This is a genomic window from Clostridium drakei, assembly GCF_000633595.2.
GTDB classification, from domain to species: Bacteria; Bacillota; Clostridia; order Clostridiales; family Clostridiaceae; genus Clostridium_AM; species Clostridium_AM drakei.
In genome coordinates this window covers 85,988-109,008 of the sequence record NZ_JIBU02000039.1, presented here as the reverse complement: position 1 = coordinate 109,008, position 23,021 = coordinate 85,988, and the positions used below count along the sequence as shown (strand labels likewise).

18 protein-coding genes, 1 riboswitch and 2 other annotated features are annotated in these 23,021 nt (G+C 29.2%); of the genes, 14 read left to right on the top strand and 4 right to left on the bottom strand.

Annotation, left to right across the window (positions count from 1 at the left end):
* Positions 1 to 84 precede the first annotated feature (84 nt).
* Positions 85 to 1,440, bottom strand: coding sequence for an MATE family efflux transporter (locus tag EG57_RS0218655; RefSeq protein WP_032078653.1), 1,356 nt, complete (start codon positions 1,438 to 1,440; stop codon positions 85 to 87).
* Positions 1,441 to 1,603: 163 nt separating this feature from the next.
* Between EG57_RS0218655 and EG57_RS0218650 the strand changes: the two genes are divergently transcribed.
* The 10 genes from EG57_RS0218650 to EG57_RS0218605 all read left to right on the top strand — a co-directional run bounded on the left by EG57_RS0218650 (position 1,604) and on the right by EG57_RS0218605 (position 12,710).
* Positions 1,604 to 2,176: a uracil-DNA glycosylase gene (locus EG57_RS0218650; RefSeq protein ID WP_032078652.1), complete on the top strand. Its 573-nt coding sequence runs from the start codon at positions 1,604 to 1,606 to the stop codon at positions 2,174 to 2,176.
* Positions 2,177 to 2,229: 53 nt separating this feature from the next.
* Positions 2,230 to 2,485 (top strand) — a binding site (T-box leader).
* Between the two features lie 66 nt (positions 2,486 to 2,551).
* Positions 2,552 to 4,486 (top strand): methionine--tRNA ligase, encoded by a 1,935-nt coding sequence (metG, locus tag EG57_RS0218645; RefSeq protein ID WP_032078651.1) that lies wholly within the window; start codon positions 2,552 to 2,554, stop codon positions 4,484 to 4,486.
* Positions 4,487 to 4,911: 425 nt separating this feature from the next.
* Positions 4,912 to 5,712, top strand: a complete 801-nt coding sequence (locus EG57_RS0218640) for a TatD family hydrolase (protein ID WP_052038007.1) — start codon at positions 4,912 to 4,914, stop codon at positions 5,710 to 5,712.
* 278 nt (positions 5,713 to 5,990) lie between these two features.
* Complete coding sequence (locus tag EG57_RS0218635; RefSeq protein WP_032078650.1) at positions 5,991 to 7,037, top strand: 3D domain-containing protein; 1,047 nt, start codon at positions 5,991 to 5,993, stop codon at positions 7,035 to 7,037.
* Positions 7,038 to 7,131: 94 nt separating this feature from the next.
* Positions 7,132 to 7,674, top strand: a complete 543-nt coding sequence (gene rnmV / locus EG57_RS0218630; RefSeq protein WP_032078649.1) for a ribonuclease M5 — start codon at positions 7,132 to 7,134, stop codon at positions 7,672 to 7,674.
* Positions 7,675 to 7,684: 10 nt separating this feature from the next.
* Positions 7,685 to 8,512: a 16S rRNA (adenine(1518)-N(6)/adenine(1519)-N(6))-dimethyltransferase RsmA gene (rsmA, locus tag EG57_RS0218625; protein ID WP_278246487.1), complete on the top strand. Its 828-nt coding sequence runs from the start codon at positions 7,685 to 7,687 to the stop codon at positions 8,510 to 8,512.
* Positions 8,513 to 8,601: 89 nt separating this feature from the next.
* Positions 8,602 to 9,981 (top strand): hypothetical protein, encoded by a 1,380-nt coding sequence (locus EG57_RS0218620; protein WP_032078647.1) that lies wholly within the window; start codon positions 8,602 to 8,604, stop codon positions 9,979 to 9,981.
* Positions 9,982 to 10,079: 98 nt separating this feature from the next.
* Positions 10,080 to 10,667, top strand: a complete 588-nt coding sequence (locus EG57_RS0218615; protein ID WP_032078646.1) for a PsbP-related protein — start codon at positions 10,080 to 10,082, stop codon at positions 10,665 to 10,667.
* 293 nt (positions 10,668 to 10,960) lie between these two features.
* Positions 10,961 to 11,800: a YhfM domain-containing protein gene (locus EG57_RS0218610; protein WP_242859881.1), complete on the top strand. Its 840-nt coding sequence runs from the start codon at positions 10,961 to 10,963 to the stop codon at positions 11,798 to 11,800.
* Positions 11,801 to 11,861: 61 nt separating this feature from the next.
* Complete coding sequence (locus EG57_RS0218605; RefSeq protein WP_032078645.1) at positions 11,862 to 12,710, top strand: Mrp/NBP35 family ATP-binding protein; 849 nt, start codon at positions 11,862 to 11,864, stop codon at positions 12,708 to 12,710.
* Positions 12,711 to 12,740: 30 nt separating this feature from the next.
* Here EG57_RS0218605 and thiT read toward each other — a convergent pair whose 3' ends face one another.
* Together thiT and EG57_RS26760 are read right to left on the bottom strand one after the other, a co-directional pair.
* Positions 12,741 to 13,373 (bottom strand): energy-coupled thiamine transporter ThiT, encoded by a 633-nt coding sequence (gene thiT, locus EG57_RS0218600; RefSeq protein WP_032078644.1) that lies wholly within the window; start codon positions 13,371 to 13,373, stop codon positions 12,741 to 12,743.
* A 79-nt stretch (positions 13,374 to 13,452) separates the two neighbouring features.
* Positions 13,453 to 13,557: riboswitch (TPP riboswitch) on the bottom strand.
* 43 nt (positions 13,558 to 13,600) lie between these two features.
* Complete coding sequence (locus tag EG57_RS26760) at positions 13,601 to 13,777, bottom strand: hypothetical protein (protein ID WP_169748489.1); 177 nt, start codon at positions 13,775 to 13,777, stop codon at positions 13,601 to 13,603.
* A 244-nt stretch (positions 13,778 to 14,021) separates the two neighbouring features.
* Between EG57_RS26760 and EG57_RS0218595 the strand changes: the two genes are divergently transcribed.
* Positions 14,022 to 16,124 carry an anaerobic ribonucleoside triphosphate reductase gene (locus tag EG57_RS0218595; RefSeq protein WP_032078643.1) on the top strand — a complete coding sequence of 701 codons (2,103 nt, stop codon included), beginning with the start codon at positions 14,022 to 14,024 and terminating at the stop codon, positions 16,122 to 16,124.
* Between the two features lie 73 nt (positions 16,125 to 16,197).
* Entirely contained in the window at positions 16,198 to 16,713 is a 516-nt protein-coding gene (gene nrdG / locus EG57_RS0218590) for an anaerobic ribonucleoside-triphosphate reductase activating protein (protein WP_032078642.1), read from the top strand.
* Between the two features lie 19 nt (positions 16,714 to 16,732).
* Here nrdG and EG57_RS0218585 read toward each other — a convergent pair whose 3' ends face one another.
* Positions 16,733 to 17,365, bottom strand: coding sequence for an MBL fold metallo-hydrolase (locus EG57_RS0218585; protein WP_032078641.1), 633 nt, complete (start codon positions 17,363 to 17,365; stop codon positions 16,733 to 16,735).
* 258 nt (positions 17,366 to 17,623) lie between these two features.
* Between EG57_RS0218585 and EG57_RS0218580 the strand changes: the two genes are divergently transcribed.
* The gene (locus EG57_RS0218580) at positions 17,624 to 19,414 is read left to right on the top strand and encodes an N-acetylmuramoyl-L-alanine amidase (protein WP_032078640.1); all 1,791 of its coding nucleotides are present in this window, start codon (positions 17,624 to 17,626) and stop codon (positions 19,412 to 19,414) included.
* An 85-nt stretch (positions 19,415 to 19,499) separates the two neighbouring features.
* Positions 19,500 to 19,728: a binding site (T-box leader), on the top strand.
* A 98-nt stretch (positions 19,729 to 19,826) separates the two neighbouring features.
* The gene (gene ileS / locus EG57_RS0218575; protein WP_032078639.1) at positions 19,827 to 22,931 is read left to right on the top strand and encodes an isoleucine--tRNA ligase; all 3,105 of its coding nucleotides are present in this window, start codon (positions 19,827 to 19,829) and stop codon (positions 22,929 to 22,931) included.
* The last annotated feature ends 90 nt before the right edge of the window (positions 22,932 to 23,021 follow it).

The window sequence follows — 23,021 nt, the reverse complement described above, 5'->3', positions numbered from 1 at the left end:
TTAAATTAGATATACCATGGAATAAAAGTTGAAACTCAAACTTCCACTGCACCATTACGTTGCAATGTGCTCAGATTATGAAGTTTAAGCTTCTGCTTGTTTTGAAAGTGACCTAAATTTCTTTTTAAATAAAATGAACATAGTGATGCCTTCAAATGCCCATTGAATGGCAGTAATCCACCATACATATACTACAGAAACCTTTAATATAAATATAAAATAAAACATTAAAGGAAGTCGTATTAACCAACTAGAAATAAGTGAAATTATAAAAGGTGTTTTAGTATCTCCTATGCCTTTAAGAGCACCTCCAAGTATCATGGAAACTGCCATAGGAACTTGTTCTGCAGCAGCTACCATAAGGCATAGACTTCCTAGTCTAATAACTTCCTGCTCTTTTGAATTTATGAAAAGTTTTATTAAAAAGCTAGGAAAGATTAAATATAAAATAGAACAAAAGCCCATCAATATAACACCTAATACCATACAAGTATAGGCATATTCCTTAGATTTTTTAAAGTTTTTTTCTCCAAATTTGTGACCTGATAAAGTAGTTGCAGCTATGGCAAATCCCCATCCAGGCATATATGAAACCGATTCTATAGTTGTTACTATTTGATTAGCAGCAAAAGCTATGTTTCCAAGATGCATTATTATGAATACACATAATAATCTGCTTGTAGAAAAAGCTGCTTCTTGAAATGAAGCTGGAATACTTAATTTTAATAATTCTTTTACATTTTTAAAATTGAGGTTTAATATATATTTTAGTCTAGGTCTAATTTTAGATTTTTTCATTATATAGAAAAGTATAAATATAAATCCTGATATTTGAGCTGAAGCAGTAGCTATTGCAGCTCCCTTTATACCTAGTTCTGGAAAACCATAGTGACCAAAAATCAATAGCCAGTCCAAGGTTACTGTTATTATATTAACTAGTATAGAAGCTATTAAAGGAGTTTTTGTATTTCCGCAGCCCCTTAAAATTGCATTTAATACATTCATAAGCATATAAAAAATAATTCCTATGCAAACTATTCTCATGAATATTTTACCATTATACATTACTTCTTTTGTTGCACCTGCCATTTCTAACATATTGCCACAAAAGGAAAATATTAATAAGGATACAATAAAAGCTATGATAAAAGCTACTAAGAATCCTATAGATGAATATTCCTCGGCTAGCTCAAATCTTTTAGATCCTATTTGTCTGGCAACTAATGAAGTAATACCTACGGATAAACCCATAGCTATAAATATATTTGAAAATGTATAGATTATTTCAGAGCTTAATCCAACAGAACTAACAGCTATGTTACCTCCATATTGGCCTACCATCATAGTATCAAATACCCATATCATCATATAGAGAATCATTTCACCTACTGCAGGAAGTGCAAGATTTAATACATCTTTTATAGTATTGCGATATAACATTTAGTACCTCCATGAGACATATTAAAAAATAATGTAGTATAATATAAATGGTACTTCATTTTATAAAATAAAACAATACTAAGAAAAATGTACTTAGAAATACGAAATATTATAAAATTTAAGCACATTCTAAGCGATGATTATGAGTAAAGAGGTGGTTAAGTTGTTAAAATGGCGAGAATTATATGAAGAATGTTTACAATGTAATAAATGTAATCTGGGAAATAAAAGAACTAATATGGTGTTTGGGGATGGAAATTGTAGAGGAAAAATAGTTTTTGTAGGAGAAGCTCCAGGAGCTGACGAGGATAGAATTGGGTTACCTTTTGTTGGTAGAGCAGGGCAACTTTTAACTAAAGGACTTACAGCATTGAATTTAATAAGAGAAAATGATTATTATATATGTAATGTATGCAAATGCAGACCAGATAATAATAGAGTGCCATATGAAGATGAGGCTGTAGCATGTTTGCCTTATTTAAGAAATCAAGTAGCTTTAATTAAACCCCAAATTATAGTTTGCCTAGGAGCAACTGCTATGAAGTATATTTTAGGAAACGATTTTAGGATAACAAGAGATAGAGGAAAGTGGATTGAAAGGAAAGGATGCTATATTATGGCTACGTTTCATCCAGCAGCTTTATTTAGAGATGAGAATAAAAAAGTATTGCTTTGGGAAGACTTAAAATCTATAAAGAAAAAATATGATGAAATTAAAGATGATAAAATTATTTAAAAATTAGATAAAATGCTATTGACAGAACTAAACATATGGAATATTATAAAAATTGAAATGCTGTGAAGGAAAGAGTAGTAAATGAAAGTATTTAAAGAGAATCGGATTAGGTGAAAGCCGATAATAAAATAGTTTATGAACATGGCTCCAGAGCAGGTTATTTGAAATTGTATTAGGATAACACGGAAGCAACCGTTATAGTGCAGAGTAATAAAAGGTCTTTTTTACTATGGCTTGAGTTACTTATCGAGGTCTTTATTGTGAAATAAAGATGAATTAGAGTGGTAAAGTGTTATATACACCTCTATATGAAGAAGTTACTTCATATAGAGGTTTTTTTATTAGAAATTTATAAGTTTTAAGGAGGAATAGAAAATGTGTAAAAAACCATATTATATTACAACACCAATTTATTATCCATCAGCTAAACTTCATATAGGAAACACATACACTACAGTTGCTGCTGATTCATTAGCAAGATTTAAAAGACTTACAGGATATGATGTAATGTTTTTAACAGGTACAGATGAGCATGGACAAAAAATTCAAAGATTGGCAGAAGCAAAAGGTGTAACTCCTAAAGCTTATGTTGATGAAATAGTTGCAGGAATAAAAGATCTATGGGAAATAATGAATATAAGCTACGATAAGTTTATAAGAACTACAGATGATTATCATGTAAAATCAGTTCAAGATATATTTAAAAAGCTATATGATCAAGGCGACATATATAAAGATTCTTATGAGGGATGGTACTGTACACCTTGTGAATCTTTCTGGACAGAAACTCAGGCCGTAGATGGAAAATGTCCTGATTGTGGAAGGCCAGTTGAAAAAGCTAAAGAAGAAGCATACTTTTTTAAAATGTCAAAATATGCCCCAAAACTTATAGAGTATATAGAAAGTCATCCAGAATTTATTCAACCAGAATCAAGAAAAAATGAAATGATAAATAATTTCTTAAAACCAGGGCTACAAGATCTTTGTGTTTCAAGAACTTCTTTTGACTGGGGAATACCAGTAACTTTTGATGAGAAGCATGTTGTATACGTATGGGTAGATGCTTTAGCAAACTATATAACAGCTCTTGGATACGGAAGCAGCAATTCAGATTTATATAATAAATATTGGCCAGCAGACGTTCATTTAGTAGGTAAAGACATATTAAGATTCCATACAATTTATTGGCCGATTATGCTTATGGCATTAGGTCTTCCACTACCAAAGCAGGTATTTGGTCATGGTTGGCTTCTAGTAGATGGAGGAAAAATGTCAAAATCTAAAGGAAATGTGGTAGACCCTGTACTTTTGGTAAATCATTTTGGCGCAGATCCTGTAAGATATTATCTATTAAGAGAAATACCATTTGGAGCAGATGGATTATTTAATAATGAAATATTTATAAAGAAGATAAATTCAGATTTAGCTAATGATTTAGGAAATTTATTATCAAGAACTTGTGCAATGGTAGAAAAGTATTTTGAAGGAACAATTCCAGCTCCAACAGCTAAGGAAGTAATAGATGATGATCTTATAAAAGTTGCATTAAATACTCCTAAAATTGCAGAGCAGTGTATAGATAATTTGAGAATTCCAGAAGCATTAGATTGTATATGGGAACTTATTGGAAGAGCAAATAAATATATAGATGAGACTACTCCTTGGATACTTGCAAAAGATGAAAGTAAAAAGGAAAGATTAGGAACTGTACTTTATAATTTGTTGGAATCATTAAGAATAGTTTCAGTATGTTTATCAGCATTCTTACCTGATACTAGTGAGAAGATAAACAAACAATTAAATACTGAAGTTATAACTTGGGATAGCTTAATATCTTTTAATGGAACTAAAGCAGGATCAAAGATAAATAAGGGAGAACTTTTATTTCCAAGAATAGATGTAGATGAAAAAATTGAGGAATTAAATAAGCTTAAGGAACAACAAGTTGCAGCTAATAGACCTAAAATGCAACCATTGAAAGAAGAAATAACAATTGATGATTTTGAAAAGATAGATTTAAGAATAGTTAAGGTATTAGCATGTGAACCAGTAAAGGGTGCTAAAAAACTTCTTAAGTTGAAGATAGATTTAGGTGGCGAGGAGAGACAAGTGGTTTCAGGAATAGCTAAATTCTATAAACCAGAAGAATTAGTAGGTAAAAATGTGATATTAGTTGCAAATTTAAAACCTGTAAAGTTAAGAGGAGAACTTTCTCAGGGAATGATATTAGCAGCATCTACAGATGATGATAGTAAGTTATTTACAGCTACTATTGAATCAGAACTTCCTACAGGAAGTATTGTAAGATAGGTATAAATACAGTTCATTAAAAAGTTTAAATTTAGTACTAAAAATGATTATTTGTTCTAAGGAAATTTCGAATAAATAGTCATTTTTGGTTTTTTTTATAATAATTTATCATCGATGCTATAAAACTAATTATGATTGAGCAAATATTGGATTTTGTTAAAAAAATCGCTTATATTATAATAAAAAAAAGTTGACTATAAAAATAAATGTAATAAAATGGAAATATGCAATTGCAAAATTTTAATCATCTAGTATTTAAAATGCAATTAATCAAGTGAAGCTTGATTTAAAGGGAGTTTAAACTCCAGATAAATCCGGATTACATCTTTTTAATATCATGATTAAAATTTATTTACTTTATGAATGGGAGGTTAAAATATATCCATAAGAAAAAATATGTTTAAGTTTATGAATGGAGAGATACAATGGATGATAATATAAAATTAACTTATGGTAAAATAAATATATTTGATGCTCATGCACATTATGATGATGAACAATTTGATGAGGATAGACAATCCATAATAAATGAGTTAAGACAAAATGGAATAAAAGGAGTATTAAATTGTGGAGCATCTATAGAAGGAACTAGAGCTTCAGTAGAACTGGCAAATAAGCATGATTTTTTTTATGCAGCAGTTGGAATTCATCCTGAGCATGCTGATCAATTAACAAATGAAGTTGTTTCTGAATTAAAAGAGTTAAGTAAAAATATTAAAGTTAAAGCAATAGGGGAAATAGGACTTGATTACTATTATGAGGAAAATCCTGCAAGAGAGATTCAAAAAAAAGCTTTTATAAAACAGATGGAACTTGCAAAAGAATTAAATTTACCTGTAATTATACATGATAGAGATGCTCATGGAGATACGTTAGATATTATAAAAATGTTTCCAGAGGTTAAAGGTGAAATACATTGTTTTTCTGGTAGTGTAGAATTTGCAAGAGAATGTTTAAAGCTTGGATATTACATAGGATTTACCGGAGTAGTGACATTTAAAAATGCTAAAAAGGTTTTAGATGTGGTAAAAGAAGTTCCACTTGATAGAATATTAGTGGAGACTGATTGTCCTTATATGGCACCTGTTCCTTTTAGAGGTAAAAGAAATAGATCAGAATATATAGCTAGCATAATAAATAAAATAGCGGAAATTAAAGGTATAAACAGTGAGGAACTGAGTTGTAAAACTATCTTAAATATCAAAAGGTTGCTAAATATAGGATAATAGTGTAAAATTAAATTGCGATTTATTAACTTTTTATTAATTTTATATTTAAGTATTATATGTTAATTTGTCTCATATAATATAATAAGTTTTATAAAAATTCCACCAAAAATATTTAATATAGACCATTAGTAAAAAAGTGCTATCATAAATATTTTATTATTAAGTTTTATGCAAAAATTTGCATTACATGGTCTAAAATGTTAAGGCGATATTTGACAGAATTCGTCATTGCCCTTATAATAGGAATGTCGTTCTTACCAGGAGGAGGTATTTTTATGGTGGAAAAATTAAAAGGCTATTTAAAAAAGTATTTTTCCAATGGTCCTAAAGCTATGTATATCTACTTGACTTTAATAGTTTTAATAGTTTGTGTAGTATTGATTAGCAGTGCAAGAAAGACAATCACAGTTTCTATAGACGGTAAAGATAAGAAAATAATGACTTTAAGTAGTACTTATAGAAGTGCTTTGAGTAATAATGGGATAACTGTAGGACCAAAGGATAAGACCACGGTTAGTCTTGACAATAAAGTTGAAAATGACTCAAAAATATCCATAAAGAGAGCAGTAAATGTTCAAGTTGCTGTAGATGGAAAGAAGTTGGATATAAAGTCTGCAGAAGACAACATTGAAAAAATGTTGCAAGCAGAAAAAATAACAATTCATCAATCTGATAAAATATATCCAAAGAAGGATTCAACTGTAAAGGAAGGGCTAATGATAGTGGTAACAAGAGTTGAGACAAAAGATATTAAGGAAGTTAAACCACTAGATTATAATACAGTTGTAAAAAAAGATGAAGATATAGAGCAAGGTAATAATAAAGTAGTACAAGAAGGAAAAGCTGGAGAAAAAGAAACATTAACTAGAGTTGTTTATGAAAATGGTAAAGAAATTTCAAGAAAAGTAATAAGTGAAACTGTAAAAAAGCAACCAGTCCAAAAGATTATAGCTATGGGTGCTTTAAATGTTTATACTCCTTCACGTGGTACTAGGATTCCTTATACAACAGCTATGAGAATGAGAGCTACTGGATATACTTCAGATTATGAGAGTACAGGCAAAAGTCCTGGAGATCCTTATTTTGGGATTACAGCTACAGGTACTGTAGCTAAAAGAAGTGTAGGTAGTTATAGCTCTGTAGCAGTTGATCCAAGAGTTATACCTCTGGGTACTAAACTTTATATTGAAGGATATGGATATGCTATTGCCGAAGATACAGGGGGAGCTATAAAAGGTGACAGAGTTGATTTATTCTTTGACTCCAATTCAGAAGCAAACAATTGGGGTGTAAGATGGGTTAATGTGTATTTAGTTAAATAGGAGCAAAAGCTCCTATTTTTTTCTGTATATTAAATGAATATAATAAAATGGAAAAGGAGGATGTTGACTTAGTATTTTAGGTCAATGAGAGCATATGATTAAAGAAGTTATTGTTGTTGAAGGAAGAGATGACATTACTGCAGTAAAAAGAGCTGTAGATGCAGAAATTATAGCAGTAGGTGGATTTGGTATTAATGCTAAAGTTATAGAAAGAATAAAAGAAGCACAAAGACGACAAGGCGTAATAGTTTTTACTGATCCTGATTTTGCAGGAGAAAAAATAAGAAGAATTATATCTAAAAGAGTTAAGGGAATAAAGCATGCTTATATAGCTCAAAAGGATGGAATGAAAAATGGGGATATAGGTGTAGAAAATGCTGAACCAAAAGTAATTATAAGAGCTTTAGAGAATGCTAAATGTGAAGTTAAAGAAAAAGTATCTAACTTTGATATAAATGATATGATTTTTTTTGAACTTACAGGAAACAATAAATCAAAAGAAAAAAGAGAAATTCTTGGGAAAGAACTTGGAATAGGTTATTGTAATTCAGCTCAGTTTTTAACAAGGCTTAATAATTATGGAATTAGCAGAGAAGAATTTATACAGGCAATAAAAAAGATAAATAAGGAGAAATAATATGGAAGGCTTGTCTACAAAGGATATAGTAAAAAAATATGGATTTAAATTTTCAAAAAGTTTAGGGCAGAATTTTTTAATAGATGATTCTGTCTTGCAGGATATAGTTTATAATTCTAATATTAGTAAAGATGATTTGGTAATAGAAATAGGTCCTGGAGTGGGAACCTTAACAAAAGAGCTTTTAAAAAAAGCAAAAAAAGTTTATGCTATTGAATTAGATTCTGATTTAATACCTATTTTAAATGAAGAACTTAAGGAATTTAATAATTTTGAACTGGTACATAAGGATGCACTAAAGGTAGATTTTAATGAACTTATAGGAGAAGAAAAAAGCACTAAGGTAGTAGCTAATTTGCCTTATTATGTTACGACTCCAATAATATCAAAATTGTTGAAAGAAAATTATAAATTTGAATCTTTAACTATAATGATTCAAAAAGAAGTAGGCGAAAGAATTGCTGCAAAACCTAGTACAAAAGAATATGGAGCGCTCTCCATACTTGTACAATATTATTGTGATGTAGAAATAGTTAGAAAAGTAAGCTGCGATTCCTTTGTACCTAGACCTAAAGTAGATTCTATAGTTATAAAATTAACTAAACTTTTAGAGCCTAGAGTAAAAGCTAAAAGTAAAGAATTATTTTTCAAAATAGTAAGAAGTTCTTTTAACATGAGAAGAAAAACTCTTTGGAATGGACTTAAAAGTTTGGGAATGAAAAAGGAAAGCTTAGAAAAGGCATTTATTGATGCAAACATTGATCTTAAAAGAAGAGGAGAGACTTTATCTCTAGAAGAATTTGCAAAATTATCAGATTGTATATATGACTTACAATAATCTTTTTACAATATTATATAACTAGTTGTTCACTTTTTTAATTTTACTTCATATATTATAATGAATAAAATATATGGAGGTATAGGAAGTTGGCTCAAAAAAAGAGTTATAGTAGGTATTTTATAATATTACAAGAAGATGAAAAAGGGTATTCAATATCTTCCGACAAAGTAGCTTCTGGGTACGCAAAATTGGAGCTGAAAAATGATAAGTGCAAAATATCATATTATGTACAAAACTTAAAAAAAGAAAGTGCTCCTTATTATATGCTTTTAATTTGTAATAAGAAGGATATAAGGAAGGTAATAAAAATATCACAGATAAACATAGATGATTATGGCAGAGCAGATATTTGTCATGAATATTTAGCAGATAATATAGCTGGTACTGGTATATCTATGGATAAGATTTCTGGTGCTGCTATAGTTAAATTTTTAGATTCAAATATAATACCTGTTATGAGTGGATTTGCAAGTACTGAAATACCTGATTGGAAAACATTTGTTATGGTTGACTTAAAGGTTGAGAAAGAAAAAGTAGCGAATACTCCGAACAGTATGTTTGACAAATATGAAGAAAACATAGAATCTTTAAAGGGAGAAAATAAAACTAAACAGATAGAAAATGTTAAAATTCTACCTAAAGAAGATAATTCTAAAAAGGAACAATATATAAATAAAGAAAATAATTTTAAGAAGAATATTATAAAAGAAGAGGCAAATACGGCAAAAAAGAATAATATAAAAGAAGAAATAAAAGTAACAAAAAAAGATAATACAAAAGAAAAAGTGGACATAATTAAAAAAGATAATGTAAAAGAAGGATCTATTGTAAATAAAAAAGATAACGCAAAAGTAGAAGAAAATATAAATAAAAAAATTAATATAAGTGATAAAAATAATATGAATAATAAAGAAAATGTAAATAAAAAATATGATATGGAAAAAGATAACTATGGAAAAGGAGAACGTGAATGCACATTAAAAAAACAAAGTAAAAAAGATGCGAACATAAATCCAAAAGTAGATGAAAATTATCCTCAAATGGATGAAAAGAGCTTTTTTAGAAATTTAGTACAAGGGTTTGAATTCATGGGAGAAATTTCTTCTGAAATAAAAAGATGTAAGTGGTATAAGATACCTGTGACTTCACCAAAATCTATGTACGATATGTCTGATTACAATAGGTACTCAATGATATATTATCCTATGATGAATTATTATCAGTATATACTAAAACAAAAGCATTATATTATAGGATATAAGCTTAATAAAGATGGAGAAATGAAATATCTTGTATATGGTATAGCAGGAACTAAATCTAAGATGGACCAACCCTATGGTGGTAGATCTGGATTTGTTACATGGATGCCTTTAAATGTTGATGATGAGAGAGAAGAGGCTATGGGATACTGGCTTATGTTCTATGATTTTAAAACATCTACTATCATGATACCAGTAAAAAAATAATATGGAGAAAGTATAGTACTGGGAATATTTAATATTTCCAGTACTATTTTCATATAATTAAATAAAAACTCTTATTTAAAATGTAAGGTGGTATTAAGATGAAGGTAATAATAATAAATAGGAAAAGGTTAGGGGTAACTATAATTATAATTGGTCTAATGCTTGTTTTATTTAGTTTAGAAAGGAACTTTGATGCAAGGCTTAAGTTTACTGCATTAATACAGAATAATATAAATTCTTTAGTACAATATGAAGTATTAGATAAAAAATTTACTTATAAGTTGCCTGCAGAATGGACTGCTAAAGAACAAAAATTTCCCGGCAATGAAATTATATATCATAATGATTTTAATACTAAAGATTCAAAGATTCATGGATTTGTAGAAGTATGGAATCTAAATATGGACTTAAAAGCTTTTCTTAAAGAAAGTAAGAAAATATCTAGTGAGCAAAATTTATATAAGAGTTATGAAATAAAACCAGTTAAAATAAACAATAGAGATGGGTATTTACTAGAATATACTATAATTACATCTAATAATAAGGCTTATAGAGGATATGAATACTTTATAAAAGACAAGAATAAATTTATAAGATTTTCTTTTTTTGTATCAGAAGATAATTTTAGAGAAAATATGCCAACAATATTTAAAACTATAGTACAAACTTTTGATTATAAAGAATAATAAATAAACTGCGAATTAAAAAACTGCATCGCAGTTTTTTAATATGTTATAATATTGTTGAGATTTTTTAAATAATCAATATATTAAATATTTAACTTTGTGGGAGGTTAATATAGGGCTATGAAACCAATTTTTTTTGAAATTGTTGTAATATGTTTTGCACTTGGATTTTTTTTATTGTATTATGGTAGAAAGGAAGTAAAGAAAGGAAAAGTAGTTTCTTTATAATATAAGTAAATTAAAAAATATGGATATTTAGAAGTTCTTAGGGTTCAGGAGGTAATTGTGTGAAAATGAGAATTAGAAAAATGAGAAATAGCAAAATCATAATTATAGTTATGGTTTTATTATTTTGTTTTACTGTATCTGGATGTAGTAAAATTAATGATCTTGAGGTTAAAGTTGGACTTAAAAACAATGATTTTGAGTACATAAAACAGGGTAAGATAGAGAAAATAGTAATACAAAATACAAGGGATCAAGGATTTAGATTTACAGTTACAGATAAGAAGGTTATCAACGAAATATATGATGTGTTATCTACTGCAAAAGGTGCAAGTCAAAAAACCTCACTGGAACCTGATTATACATTTGAAATGGATGAAGGAAATAATAAGGTACATAAGTTTAACTATATTACAGGCTTGGATAAAAAGGATTCAGGTAATTTTTATGGTGATGGAAAAACATATATTGTATCTAAGAGAATAGATAGTGATATAATAAACAATTATTGGAATATAAGAAAACCAAAGAATTTTAAAGAGGTTTATTATAAATCTATAACTAACGTTTTAGATCAATATTTAAAAGGTGAAAATAAAGATAAAAGTGTCGGTATAAACTTAAAAAGTGATATAAATTCGGCTAAATTTATATTATCTACAGATTTGCAAGATTTTAACAGTGATTTAAGTAGTAAGTTTAAAAATGTATCAGTAGCAGATAAAGATAAGGAAAATTACGATATATGGTTAACAATAAGTACTGAAGGATATAAATCTACAATGTATAAAGGTATTGTGAGTTTATGGGATAAAAAAACAAAAATTGAAAAAAAGTATTATATAGTTGATGAATATAAGAATAGTTGGAATTACAATATTACAGATACTAAGCCCGATAAATTTTAAATTTTTAAGTATGTTTATAAAATTTATAAATAAATTTTTATATCACAGGGAGGAAACAGCAATGAGTAATTGTGATAGTTGTTCAAGCAAAGGAAACTGCGATAGTGCAGGAGTAGGATGTAATAATAAATTAGAGCCTAAATATGGTAAGATAAAGCATATAATAGGTGTTATAAGTGGAAAAGGTGGAGTTGGTAAGTCAACTGTTACAGGTATATTGGCAACCAAGTTAAGTAAAGAAGGACATAAAGTTGGAGTACTAGATGGTGATATAACGGGTCCTTCAATGCCTAGATTTTTTGGCATAAATGATAAGAGAGCAGATATGCTTCAGGTAGGAGAAAGTGAGGAAATAAAGTTTAGACCTGTAGAAACTTCAAATGGAATTAAGGTTATATCCTTAAATCTTTTAACAGAGGAAGAAGAACAACCAGTTATATGGAGAGGACCAGTAATTACAGGAGTATTAAAACAAATGTACACAGATACTGAATGGGATGAATTAGACTACCTTCTTATAGATATGCCACCAGGAACAGGAGATATTGCATTAACTATAATGCAGGAGTTACCACTAGAAGGAATGGTTGTAGTTTCTACACCTCAAGATATGGTATCAATGATAGTTAAGAAAGTAATTATAATGGCTCAAAAAATGGATATAAATGTAATTGGAGTAGTAGAAAATATGTCCTATATTAAATGTGGAAAGTGTGGAGAAAAAATAAATGTATTTAGTAAAAAATCTGCTCAAGAACATGCTGAACATTTAGGAGTACCACTTCTTGCAGAAATGCCTATAAATTTAGATTTAGTTGAAAGTATGGAGAATGGTACAGTAGAAGAATTTTTAGCAAGATCAGATGAATATGAAGAGTTGATAAATAACTTAAAAAATAGGATAATGTAAAAAATAAGAAAGCTTAAAGCTTTCTTATTTTTAATTTTGAGGGATTTTTCTAGTTGCTGCTGCAGATAGCTGTTTTATCGGTAATGCTGCAATAATTACTAGACATATAGCACCTTCCATACTTAAGAAAATACCATTTGACATAAGTGAATACACTGCAGGAGACATGCCTTTCGGAGCAAAACTTCCAAAGAACACTACACCTGATATAAAGTGACATATGAAACGCCCAAACACCGCGACAAAGGTAGCTAGGAGCTTATTATTTTTAAAGTATCCAGCTAGTCCTAAAGCCATAAATGGCAAAGGATAATCAAATAAAACTTGAACTGGCTGAAGAATATATGGATCTAGAATAAGCGTTATTATACCATACAGAAAGCCTGTAATAAATCCTACTTCAGGACCATAAAATAAAGCCATTAAAATGATAGGAATCATACTACCTAATGTTACACTTCCGCCTTGAGGAAGATGGTAAATTCTAAAGATTTTAAGTATTGTTGCTAAAGCTAAAGCAATTCCTATTTGAGTAATAAGATGAGTATTAAATTTTACATTTTTTACTTTTGCAATGAAAAGTATAAATAATATCAGAGCTAAAAGAGCAAATAAGGATGTTGGGTGTGAGACGATTTCTAAAAAGTTTTTACTAAGTGACATGAAATACCTCCTTTGTGCTAAGAGATACCTGAATGCTGAAAATAAGAAGAATGCATAAAATTTATTATACATTAGAAAGTTACACATGTTATCGCTTTCCTACGCTGGTATTATCCAGATCAGGTACAAGGGTTAATAAAATATTTTATCTCTCAGCCTCAAAGAGGCACCCCTAGCACTATCTTAATAAAATTATTATAATACATATTTCCAAATATTTCAATGGATTAAAATAAATCTATGAGTTTATCATTTTTTGTTTTAATAGAATTAGGATTAACATTTATAGAATCCCCTATTTTGGAATTAGGTGGTAAGTGAGAAATCCCAATATCTAGTGTTGTTCCATCTTCGAAATTTATAAAAGCATCTGTAAAATTTATATCAATAATTTTTCCAATCATAAAGGTCACCTCTATGATATTTTTTGCATTTATTAGTTAATTATTCAATAAAATAAAAAAATATCTGATAAAATTTAAATATCAAATCATAATGTTTAATAAAAAACAAAAGAATTTAGAGGTAGATAAAACTAAATTGTTTTAATATAGTCTTAACCCTAATTAAAAAATTGCCTAAAAAATTTTCCCATAGTATAATATCAACGTGCTTAACACAATATATTGTAGTTTGGAGGAATGATGTATGCTACATGTTGTGAAGAGAGATGGCAGAGAAGTAGAGTTTGACTCTATGAAAATAACTAATGCCATAAAGGGCTCTTCAGAAGAAATAGGTTATGATTTAAAGGAAAGTGAATTTATAGAACTAACGCAAAAAGTTATAAAACAACTAGAAGAACTTGATGCTAATGAAATAAATGTGGAACGAATACAAAACTTTGTTGAAAAGACACTTTTAGAAAATGACTACAGAGAAATTGGAACAGCTTATTCTAATTATAGAAAAGAAAGAAATAAAATTAGAGAGATAAAATCTGATTTAATGAAAGCTATTGAAAAAATAGGAGTGGAAACCGATAGGGATAATGCAAATGTAGGTAATAATTTTAGTTCAAAGTTGCTTAGAATAGCCAGTGAATCAAATAAATGGCATAACTTATCTATTATGCCTAAATATTTAGCTAAGGCACATGAAAATGGTGATATATATTATCATGATTTAGATAGTTATAATTTAACTACCAACTGTTTACATATACCTACAAGAGAAATACTAACAAGAGGTTTTAATACAGGATATGGGAATATAAGACCTCCTAGAAGAATAGAGTCAGCAGCAGAACTTTCATGTATACTTTTGCAGTCAACTCAAAATGATATGTTTGGAGGACAGTCACATCCAGATTTTGACAATGACATGGGTGTGTTTATAGAACCTACAAGAAAAGAAATAAGGAATGAACTTACAGGATTAGGTGTAGATGAAGAAAAAGTAAATAAACTTATAGAAAAAAAGCTTAGAAGGGCTGTAGAACAGTCAATGCAGGGGATTGTTTATAATTTAAACACCATGCATTCAAGAGCTGGTTCACAAGTACCTTTTAGTTCTATAAATATTGGTATACCTAATTGTAATGATTCTGCATTAGTTTGCGAAGTATTTTTGACAGAATATGAAAAAGGTTTAGGAATGGGAGAACAGCCTATTTTCCCTAATATAATATTTAGGGTAAAGAAAGGTGTAAATAAAGAACCAGGAGATCCTTATTACTACTTGTTTAAGTTAGCTTGTAGAGTAGCTGCAAAAAGAATGAATCCTACTTTTATGAATTTAGATGCGGATTTTAATAAATTTTATTATGACCAAGGTGTAGTTCCTGCTACAATGGGATGTAGAACCTATGTATGTGCTAATGTAAATGGAGAACCAGGAACAAAAGGTAGAGGAAATATAGCACCAACTACCATAAATTTACCTAGACTTGGAATTGTAGCAAAAAAAGATATAAGTAAGTTCTTTAAACTTTTGGATAGCAAATTGGAACTTGCAAAAGAAGCTCTAATGCATAGATACAGTGTGCTTAAGCGATTGAGAGTTAAAGATTTACCTTTTGTAGCTGGTCAAGGACTTATGAAAGGATCTGAAAATTTAGGACCTGATGATTCTATAGAACCAATATTAAAGCAAGGAACATGGTCTGTGGGATTTATAGGGTTAGCTGAAACTTTAATAGCCTTAACAGGTAAACATCATGGTGAGGATGAAAATTCTAGAAAATTAGGTGTAGAGATAGTTTCTTACATTAGAAATTACATGGATAAATTAATAGAAGAAACTCATTTAAATTGGAGCTGCTATGCTACTCCGGCAGAAGGTTTAAGTGGTAAGTTTATAGTTCAAGATCAAAAAATATTTGGGAATATAAAAGGCGTAACTGATAAAGATTATTATACTAATTCTTATCATATACCAGTAGGGTTCCCTATCTCCATAAAAGATAAAATTGATATAGAAGCACCTTATCATAAACTATGCAATGCTGGACATATAAGCTATATAGAATTAGATGATTATCCTACAGCAGAAACTATAATGGATATATTAAATTATGCTTATGATAATACAAATATAAGTTATATGGGCATTAACTTTCATATAAGATATTGTAGATGTTGTGGAACATATCTTCATGATGAAGATAGTTGTCCTAAATGTGGAAGTGATAATATACAGGGTATATCAAGAGTAACAGGATATCTTTCTTTAGATGAAAGGTTTGGATCAGGAAAGGTAGCAGAAAGATCAGATAGGTTATCTCAAGGCAGTAATAAGCATATTTATTAAATGATATTTATACAAAGACAGAGAGGTTATATCTCTGTCTTTTAAACTAAAAATCATATTTGGAGGGATTGAGATGAGTTTAAATAAAAGTATAAGACTATCAGGAATGATTTATGAGAGCCTAGTTAATGGTCCTGGGCTAAGACGTGTATTATTTTCACAAGGATGTGAACATAATTGCAAAGGTTGTTTTAATCCAAGCACTCATTGTTATGATGGTGGTGAACTTAAGAATATGGATGAATTATTAGATGATATAAGAAAGAATCCTATGTTAAAAGGTATAACTTTTTCAGGAGGAGATCCTTTTGAGCAAGCAAGTAAATTTGCATATATGGCTAAAAAAATAAAAGAAACTAATTTAAATATATGGTGTTATACAGGATATACTTTTGAGTATATATTTGAACATAGAAATGAGCATGAGGGTTGGGAACAACTATTAAATAATATAGATGTACTAGTTGATGGGAAGTTTGAAGAAGATAAGAAAAGTAATAAATTGAAGTACAGAGGGTCTAGTAATCAAAGGATTATAGATGTTAAAAAAACTTTAAAAATGAAACAAATAATAATCTTAGAATTTTAATTAGAGATATGCATAATCTCTAATTAAAATTTAAAATCTTAACAATACTTTTATTTTCTAATGAACCTTCTATGATTAGTTTATTACTTCCTACTTTTTCACCATTCTTCATATAAGTTAGGAAGTTTTCTAAACCTTCTAATTCAAAAGAAAGTAAAGGAGTTTTATAGTGCATAGGGATAACAATAGGACTATTTATAGATTTGGCTACTTGAGATGCTTCTTTACCGTCTATAGTGTAATTACCACCTATAGGTATAAAGAGTACATCTATGTGTCCTAAACTTTGAATCTCCTCTGGAGATAAAATATATCCTAAATCACCGAGATGACAAACCTTATAACCATCTATATTTAAAATAAAAATTATGTTTTCACCTCTTTTGGCACCTTTAACTTTATCATGATAAGAAGGAATACCTGTCACTGGAATATCAGATAAGTTAAAAAAGCCCGATTTATCTATTAAATTATCATAGTTTATTTTCTCAGTGTAGTCATGATCAAAGTGATGATGACTTACTGTAACTAAGTCCACATCTCCTTCAAATAATTTGTAGCCAACACTTTTATCAAAAGGGTCTGTTAAAACTTTTCTTCCATGAGAATCTTCTATTAAGAAGGATGAGTGACCAAGCCAAGTTATTATCATAAAATAGCACCTCTTTTAAAAAATTATTAATACATACTTTCTGATTATAAAAATATTATGAAGATTTACTCCTCAATGCTTATTTTATGAAAGTGAATGTATTACTTATATTATAGCATTTTTTCGTTCATTATATTTATACATCAAAATTAACTATAAAAAAAGTTTTTAAGTGTACAACCGACTTTTTTATATTATAATAATGGTAATGTATGATAAAAAACGCGAATAATGTAGTATTAATTTGGAGGTGGTTTTTTGAAATTCAAAAGATCAAGCATACTTGTAGTTTTTAGCTTTTTTTTAGTTTTATGTATGTTTGGTACATTTACACATGTAAAGGCAGATGATTCTGTTAGTAGTGGAACAAGAAATGGGGTAGATATAAATAAGACATGGACAATAAAATTTAATAAGGAGATAGATAAAAGTACTATAAGTGAATCTAATTTTATAGTAAAGGATGAAAGTGGACAAACAGTTCCAATAAACCTAACGATAGGTAGTGATAACAAGTCAGTGACAGTTTCTCCCAAAGTACAATTTCAATATGGAGTAAAATATAGTTTATCTATAAATAATGTAAAATCTTCATCAGGTAAGAAATTAGCACAAGCCGAGAAAATGCAATTTTCAACTAAGAGTGCCAATAACACAAATAGTGCATATACTGTTTGCATTGATGCAGCACATGGTGGCAATGATGCAGGACATGTTTCAGCTTCAGGGGTAAAGGAAAAAGATATAAATTTAGCAGTTGCATTAAAAGTAGGAAAAATACTAGAGAATAATGGAGTAAAGGTAGTTTATACAAGAACAAGTGATAATATATCTTGGAATAATGACAATGATTTAAAATCACGTTTTACTATAGCTAATAATGCAAAAGCTGACTATTTTATAAGTATACGTTGCAATACTTATCCAGAGAATCCATTAACAAAAGGTATAGAAACTTATTATAGGGATTCGGATAACGTGGCAAAACAGTTAGCACAAGCGGTTCAAGGTGAACTTATTAGTAATACTGGATCTAATAATAGAGGAATAAAAGTAGGTTTATCACAGCATGAAATATTAAGGGGAACCAATGGAAGTGCTATAATGGTTGAGCTAGGATTTATGAGTAATTCAGAAGAAAGTTCAATTTTATCTACAAGTGATTTTCAAAATAAAAGTGCTAATGATATAGCAAATGGAATTTTAAAATCTTTAAGTTTAGTCAATAAGAATGTTACTATAAAATCAATTCCAGATATTACTGCATCTGTTAATCAAGGTGTGACATATGATCTTCCTTTAAATATTACAGCGTCTATGAGTGATGGTAGCAGTAAAAAGCTTCCTGTAATTTGGAATAGCAAAAAAGTAGATACATCTAGTATAGGAACTTATACTTATGAAGGAACAGTAGCAGGGTATAGTAGTACTGTTAAGCTTATTTTAACAGTAGTAGGAACAACTCCAGTACCAACGCCAGAGTCAAATACAATAATATGTATTGATCCAGGACATGGCAGAGGAAGTGATACAGGAGCTAGTGGTATAAATGGATTACAAGAGGATGATGTTACTTTATCAGTGGGATTAAGAGTAGGAAAGATACTTGAAAATCATGGAATAAAAGTAGTATACACAAGAACACAGGATGAAAGATCAATCCCTACAGATGTTACAACTAGTTTACAACAGCGTTGTGATGTATCAAATAATGCAAATGCCAAGTATTTTGTGTGCATTCATTGCAATTCTTTTGATTCAGCATCAGCATCAGGAACAGAGACTTTGGTAAATCAAGATAACCCGGAGGCAACTAGGTTAGCACAAGCTATACAAACTAGTATTGTAAATGAAATAGGTACATATAATAGAGGGTTAAAGGATGGTAATTGGCTTTATGTTGTAAAAAATACAAAGGCACCAGCAGTATTAACCGAGTTAGGATTTTTAACAAATCCTTCAGATGCTGCGAAATTAAGTAGTGATGAATATAGACAAAAAATTGCACAAGCTATTGCCGATGGAATATTGCAATGTGTTGGGAAATAGCAAAATTTTTATTAAATAATTGACAACTAAAAAGCCTTATAATATAATAAAAAGAAATTGTAATAAAAATTTAAAATGTATTACATTAAAGATGTTGAACAGGAAAAGTATTTAAACCAAGTTACTTACAGAGAGTGAAAAATGGTGGAAATTCACAGAAAAAGTTTAAAGAAAATCCCCTGGGAGTTGAAAAGCAGAATAAGTTTTAGTGCTTTAGTAAGTTTTTTCGTTATCCTGCGTTAAAGGATAGAGTATGATTGTGCTTAAAATTTTTACCCATAGGTGGTATAACGAATATAAACTTCGTCCTATTTTGGATGAAGTTTTTTTTATATTGTAAATGTTTATAAATAAGTATAAAAAAAATATAATAGTAAAAAATTACATAATAAGGTAGAAAGGGGCTAAAAATATGTACAAAAAAATTGATAATTCTAGAAGTTTTGTGGATATGGAAAAAGATATAATGAAATTCTGGGATGCTAGGAATATAATTAAGAAAAACTTTGATTTAAATGAGGACGGAGAATATTTTACTTTTTATGATGGACCACCAACAGCTAATGGAAAGCCTCATGTAGGGCATGTATTAACAAGAGTAATGAAGGATTTAATTCCTAGGTATAAGGTTATGAAAGGTTACAAAGTATTAAGAAAAGCTGGTTGGGATACTCATGGACTTCCAGTTGAACTTGAAGTTGAAAAAACTCTTGGTATTTCAGGAAAACCTCAGATTGAAGAATATGGAGTAGAAGACTTCATAAAAAAATGTAAAGGCAGTGTTTTTACATATGTGAGCCAATGGGAAGAAATGACTAAAAGTGTGGGTTATTGGGTTGACATGGAAAAACCTTATATAACTTATGATAATAATTATATAGAATCAGTTTGGTGGGCATTAAAGAGCATATGGGATAAAGATCTTTTATATAAAGGCCATAAAATAGTACCATATTGCCCAAGATGCGGAACAGCCCTTTCTTCACATGAAGTTTCGCAAGGATATAAGGATGTAAAAGAAACATCAGTTTTTGTTAAGTTTAAAGTTAAAAATGAAGATAAATATATTTTAGCTTGGACAACTACACCTTGGACACTTCCAAGTAATATGGCATTAGCAATAAATAAAAAATATGAATATGTAGAAGTTTTAAATAATGATGAACACTTAATTTTAGCTGAATCACTTTTGGGAAAACTTGAAGGTGAGTATGAAGTTTTAAGAAAGTTTAATGGTGAAGAATTATTAGGTGTAGAATATGAACCTATGTTTAATTTTGGAACTTTTGAAGGAAAAGCTCATTATGTAATTCATGGAGATTATGTAACATTAACAGATGGTACAGGAATAGTTCATATTGCGCCTGCATTTGGTGAAGATGATAACATAGTATGTAAACAAAATAACATACCACTTATTAATCTTGTAGATACACAAGGAAAATTTGTAGATGAAGTTACACTATGGAAGGGTATGTTTGTAAAAGATGCAGATCCTAAAATTATAGAATACTTAAAAGAAAAAAATATATTATACAAAGCAGAGAAATTTACTCACTCATACCCATTCTGCTGGAGATGTGATACGCCATTATTATATTATCCAAGACAAACTTGGTTTATAAAAATGTCATCTTTAAGAGATAAATTAGTTAAGAATACAAATAATACAAATTGGTATCCAGATAATATTAGAACAGGAAGATTTGGAAACTTTGTTGAAAATGTTATAGATTGGGGTTTAAGTAGAGAAAGATATTGGGGTACTCCACTTCCAATATGGGAATGTGACTGTGGTCATAAAGAATGTATAGGAAGTATAGAAGAACTTAAGAAAAAAGGAATAAATGTACCAGAAAATATAGAACTTCATAAACCATATATAGATAATGTAAAATTGAAATGTCCACACTGTGGAAAAGAAATGACAAGAGTCACAGAAGTAATTGATTGTTGGTTTGATTCAGGATCAATGCCTTTTGCTCAGCATCACTATCCATTTGAAAATAAGGAACTATTTGAGCAAAATTTCCCAGCACAATTTATTTCAGAAGCTGTAGATCAAACTAGAGGATGGTTTTATACATTAATGGCTATATCTACAGTAATATTTGATAAGAGCCCATTTGAAAATTGTGTGGTATTAGGTCATGTACTTGATAAGCATGGTCTGAAAATGTCAAAGCATAAGGGAAATGTATTGAGTCCTACTACAGTGATTGAAAATGAGGGTGCTGATGCAACTAGATGGTATTTCTATACTGCAAGTGCACCATGGCTTCCATCAAGATTCTACGAAGAAGCTGTACAAGAAAGTCAAAGAAAGTTCTTAGGAACATTATGGAATGTATATTCATTCTATGTGTTATATGCAGATATAGATAAGTTTAATCCTTTAGATTATAAAGACTTTGTAAGCGATAATGTAATGGATAAATGGGTTATATCAAGATTAAATTCCTTGATTAAGGAAACAGAAGATCACCTTGATAACTATAGAATTACTCAAGCAGCTACTAATATTGGAGACTTTGTAGATGAACTTTCTAATTGGTATGTTAGAAGAAATAGAGCAAGATTTTGGAGTGAAAGCTTAGTTGATGATAAAATAGGAGCATATGTAACTTTATATAAAGTTATCACTACATTGATAAAGATAGCAGCTCCATTTGTACCATTTATGACAGAAGAAATATATCAAAATCTTGTAGTTAATATTGATAAAAATGCAGTAGAGAGTTTACATTTATGCAAGTGGCCTGAGTATAATGAAAACTTTGTAGATAAAAAGTTAGAAGAAGATATGGAAGAAGCGTATAAGGTAGTTAGATTAGGAAGAAGTGCTAGAAACTCAGCTAATATTAAGAACAGACAGCCTCTTTCAGAAATGCTTATAAGCTCAAAATCTCTTCCAGAATATTATGGAGATATTATAAAGGATGAGCTAAATGTAAATGAAGTAATATTTGGTGCTGATTTATCTAAATATGTTAATTTTGACATAAAACCAAACTTACCTGTAATAGGAAAGAAATATGGAAAATTAATACCTCAAATAAGAAAAGAAATTTCAGCAATTAACCAAATGGAACTTGCACAGAAAATGAGAGAAGGAAAAACTGTAATAATCTATATTGATGACAATGAGATAGAATTAAATGAAGAAAACTTACTTGTTACAATGCAGGGACTTGAAGGTTTTGCATTTGCAGGGGAAGGTACCATAGGAGTAGTATTAGATACAAATATTACTGAAGAATTAAGAGAAGCTGGAAATCTTAGAGAAATTTTGAGTAAAGTACAGAATATGAGAAAAGAAAGTGGATTTGAAGTAGCTGATAAAATAAAACTTTATGTTTCATCAAATTCAATGCTTGAAGCAATAGTTAAGAAATTTGAAGAAGAAATAAAGAAAGAAACATTATCAGTTGAAGTTGTATATAATGCAAATAAAGAGTACAACAGATGTAAAATCAATGGTGAAGATTTTGATATGTTTGTAGAAGTTGTAAAATAAGTATCTACATGTTTTGAATTTAAATGTGTATAAGATAACCCAAAAGTCTTATACACATTTTTACTTTTAACAGTGTAAATTAAAGAAATA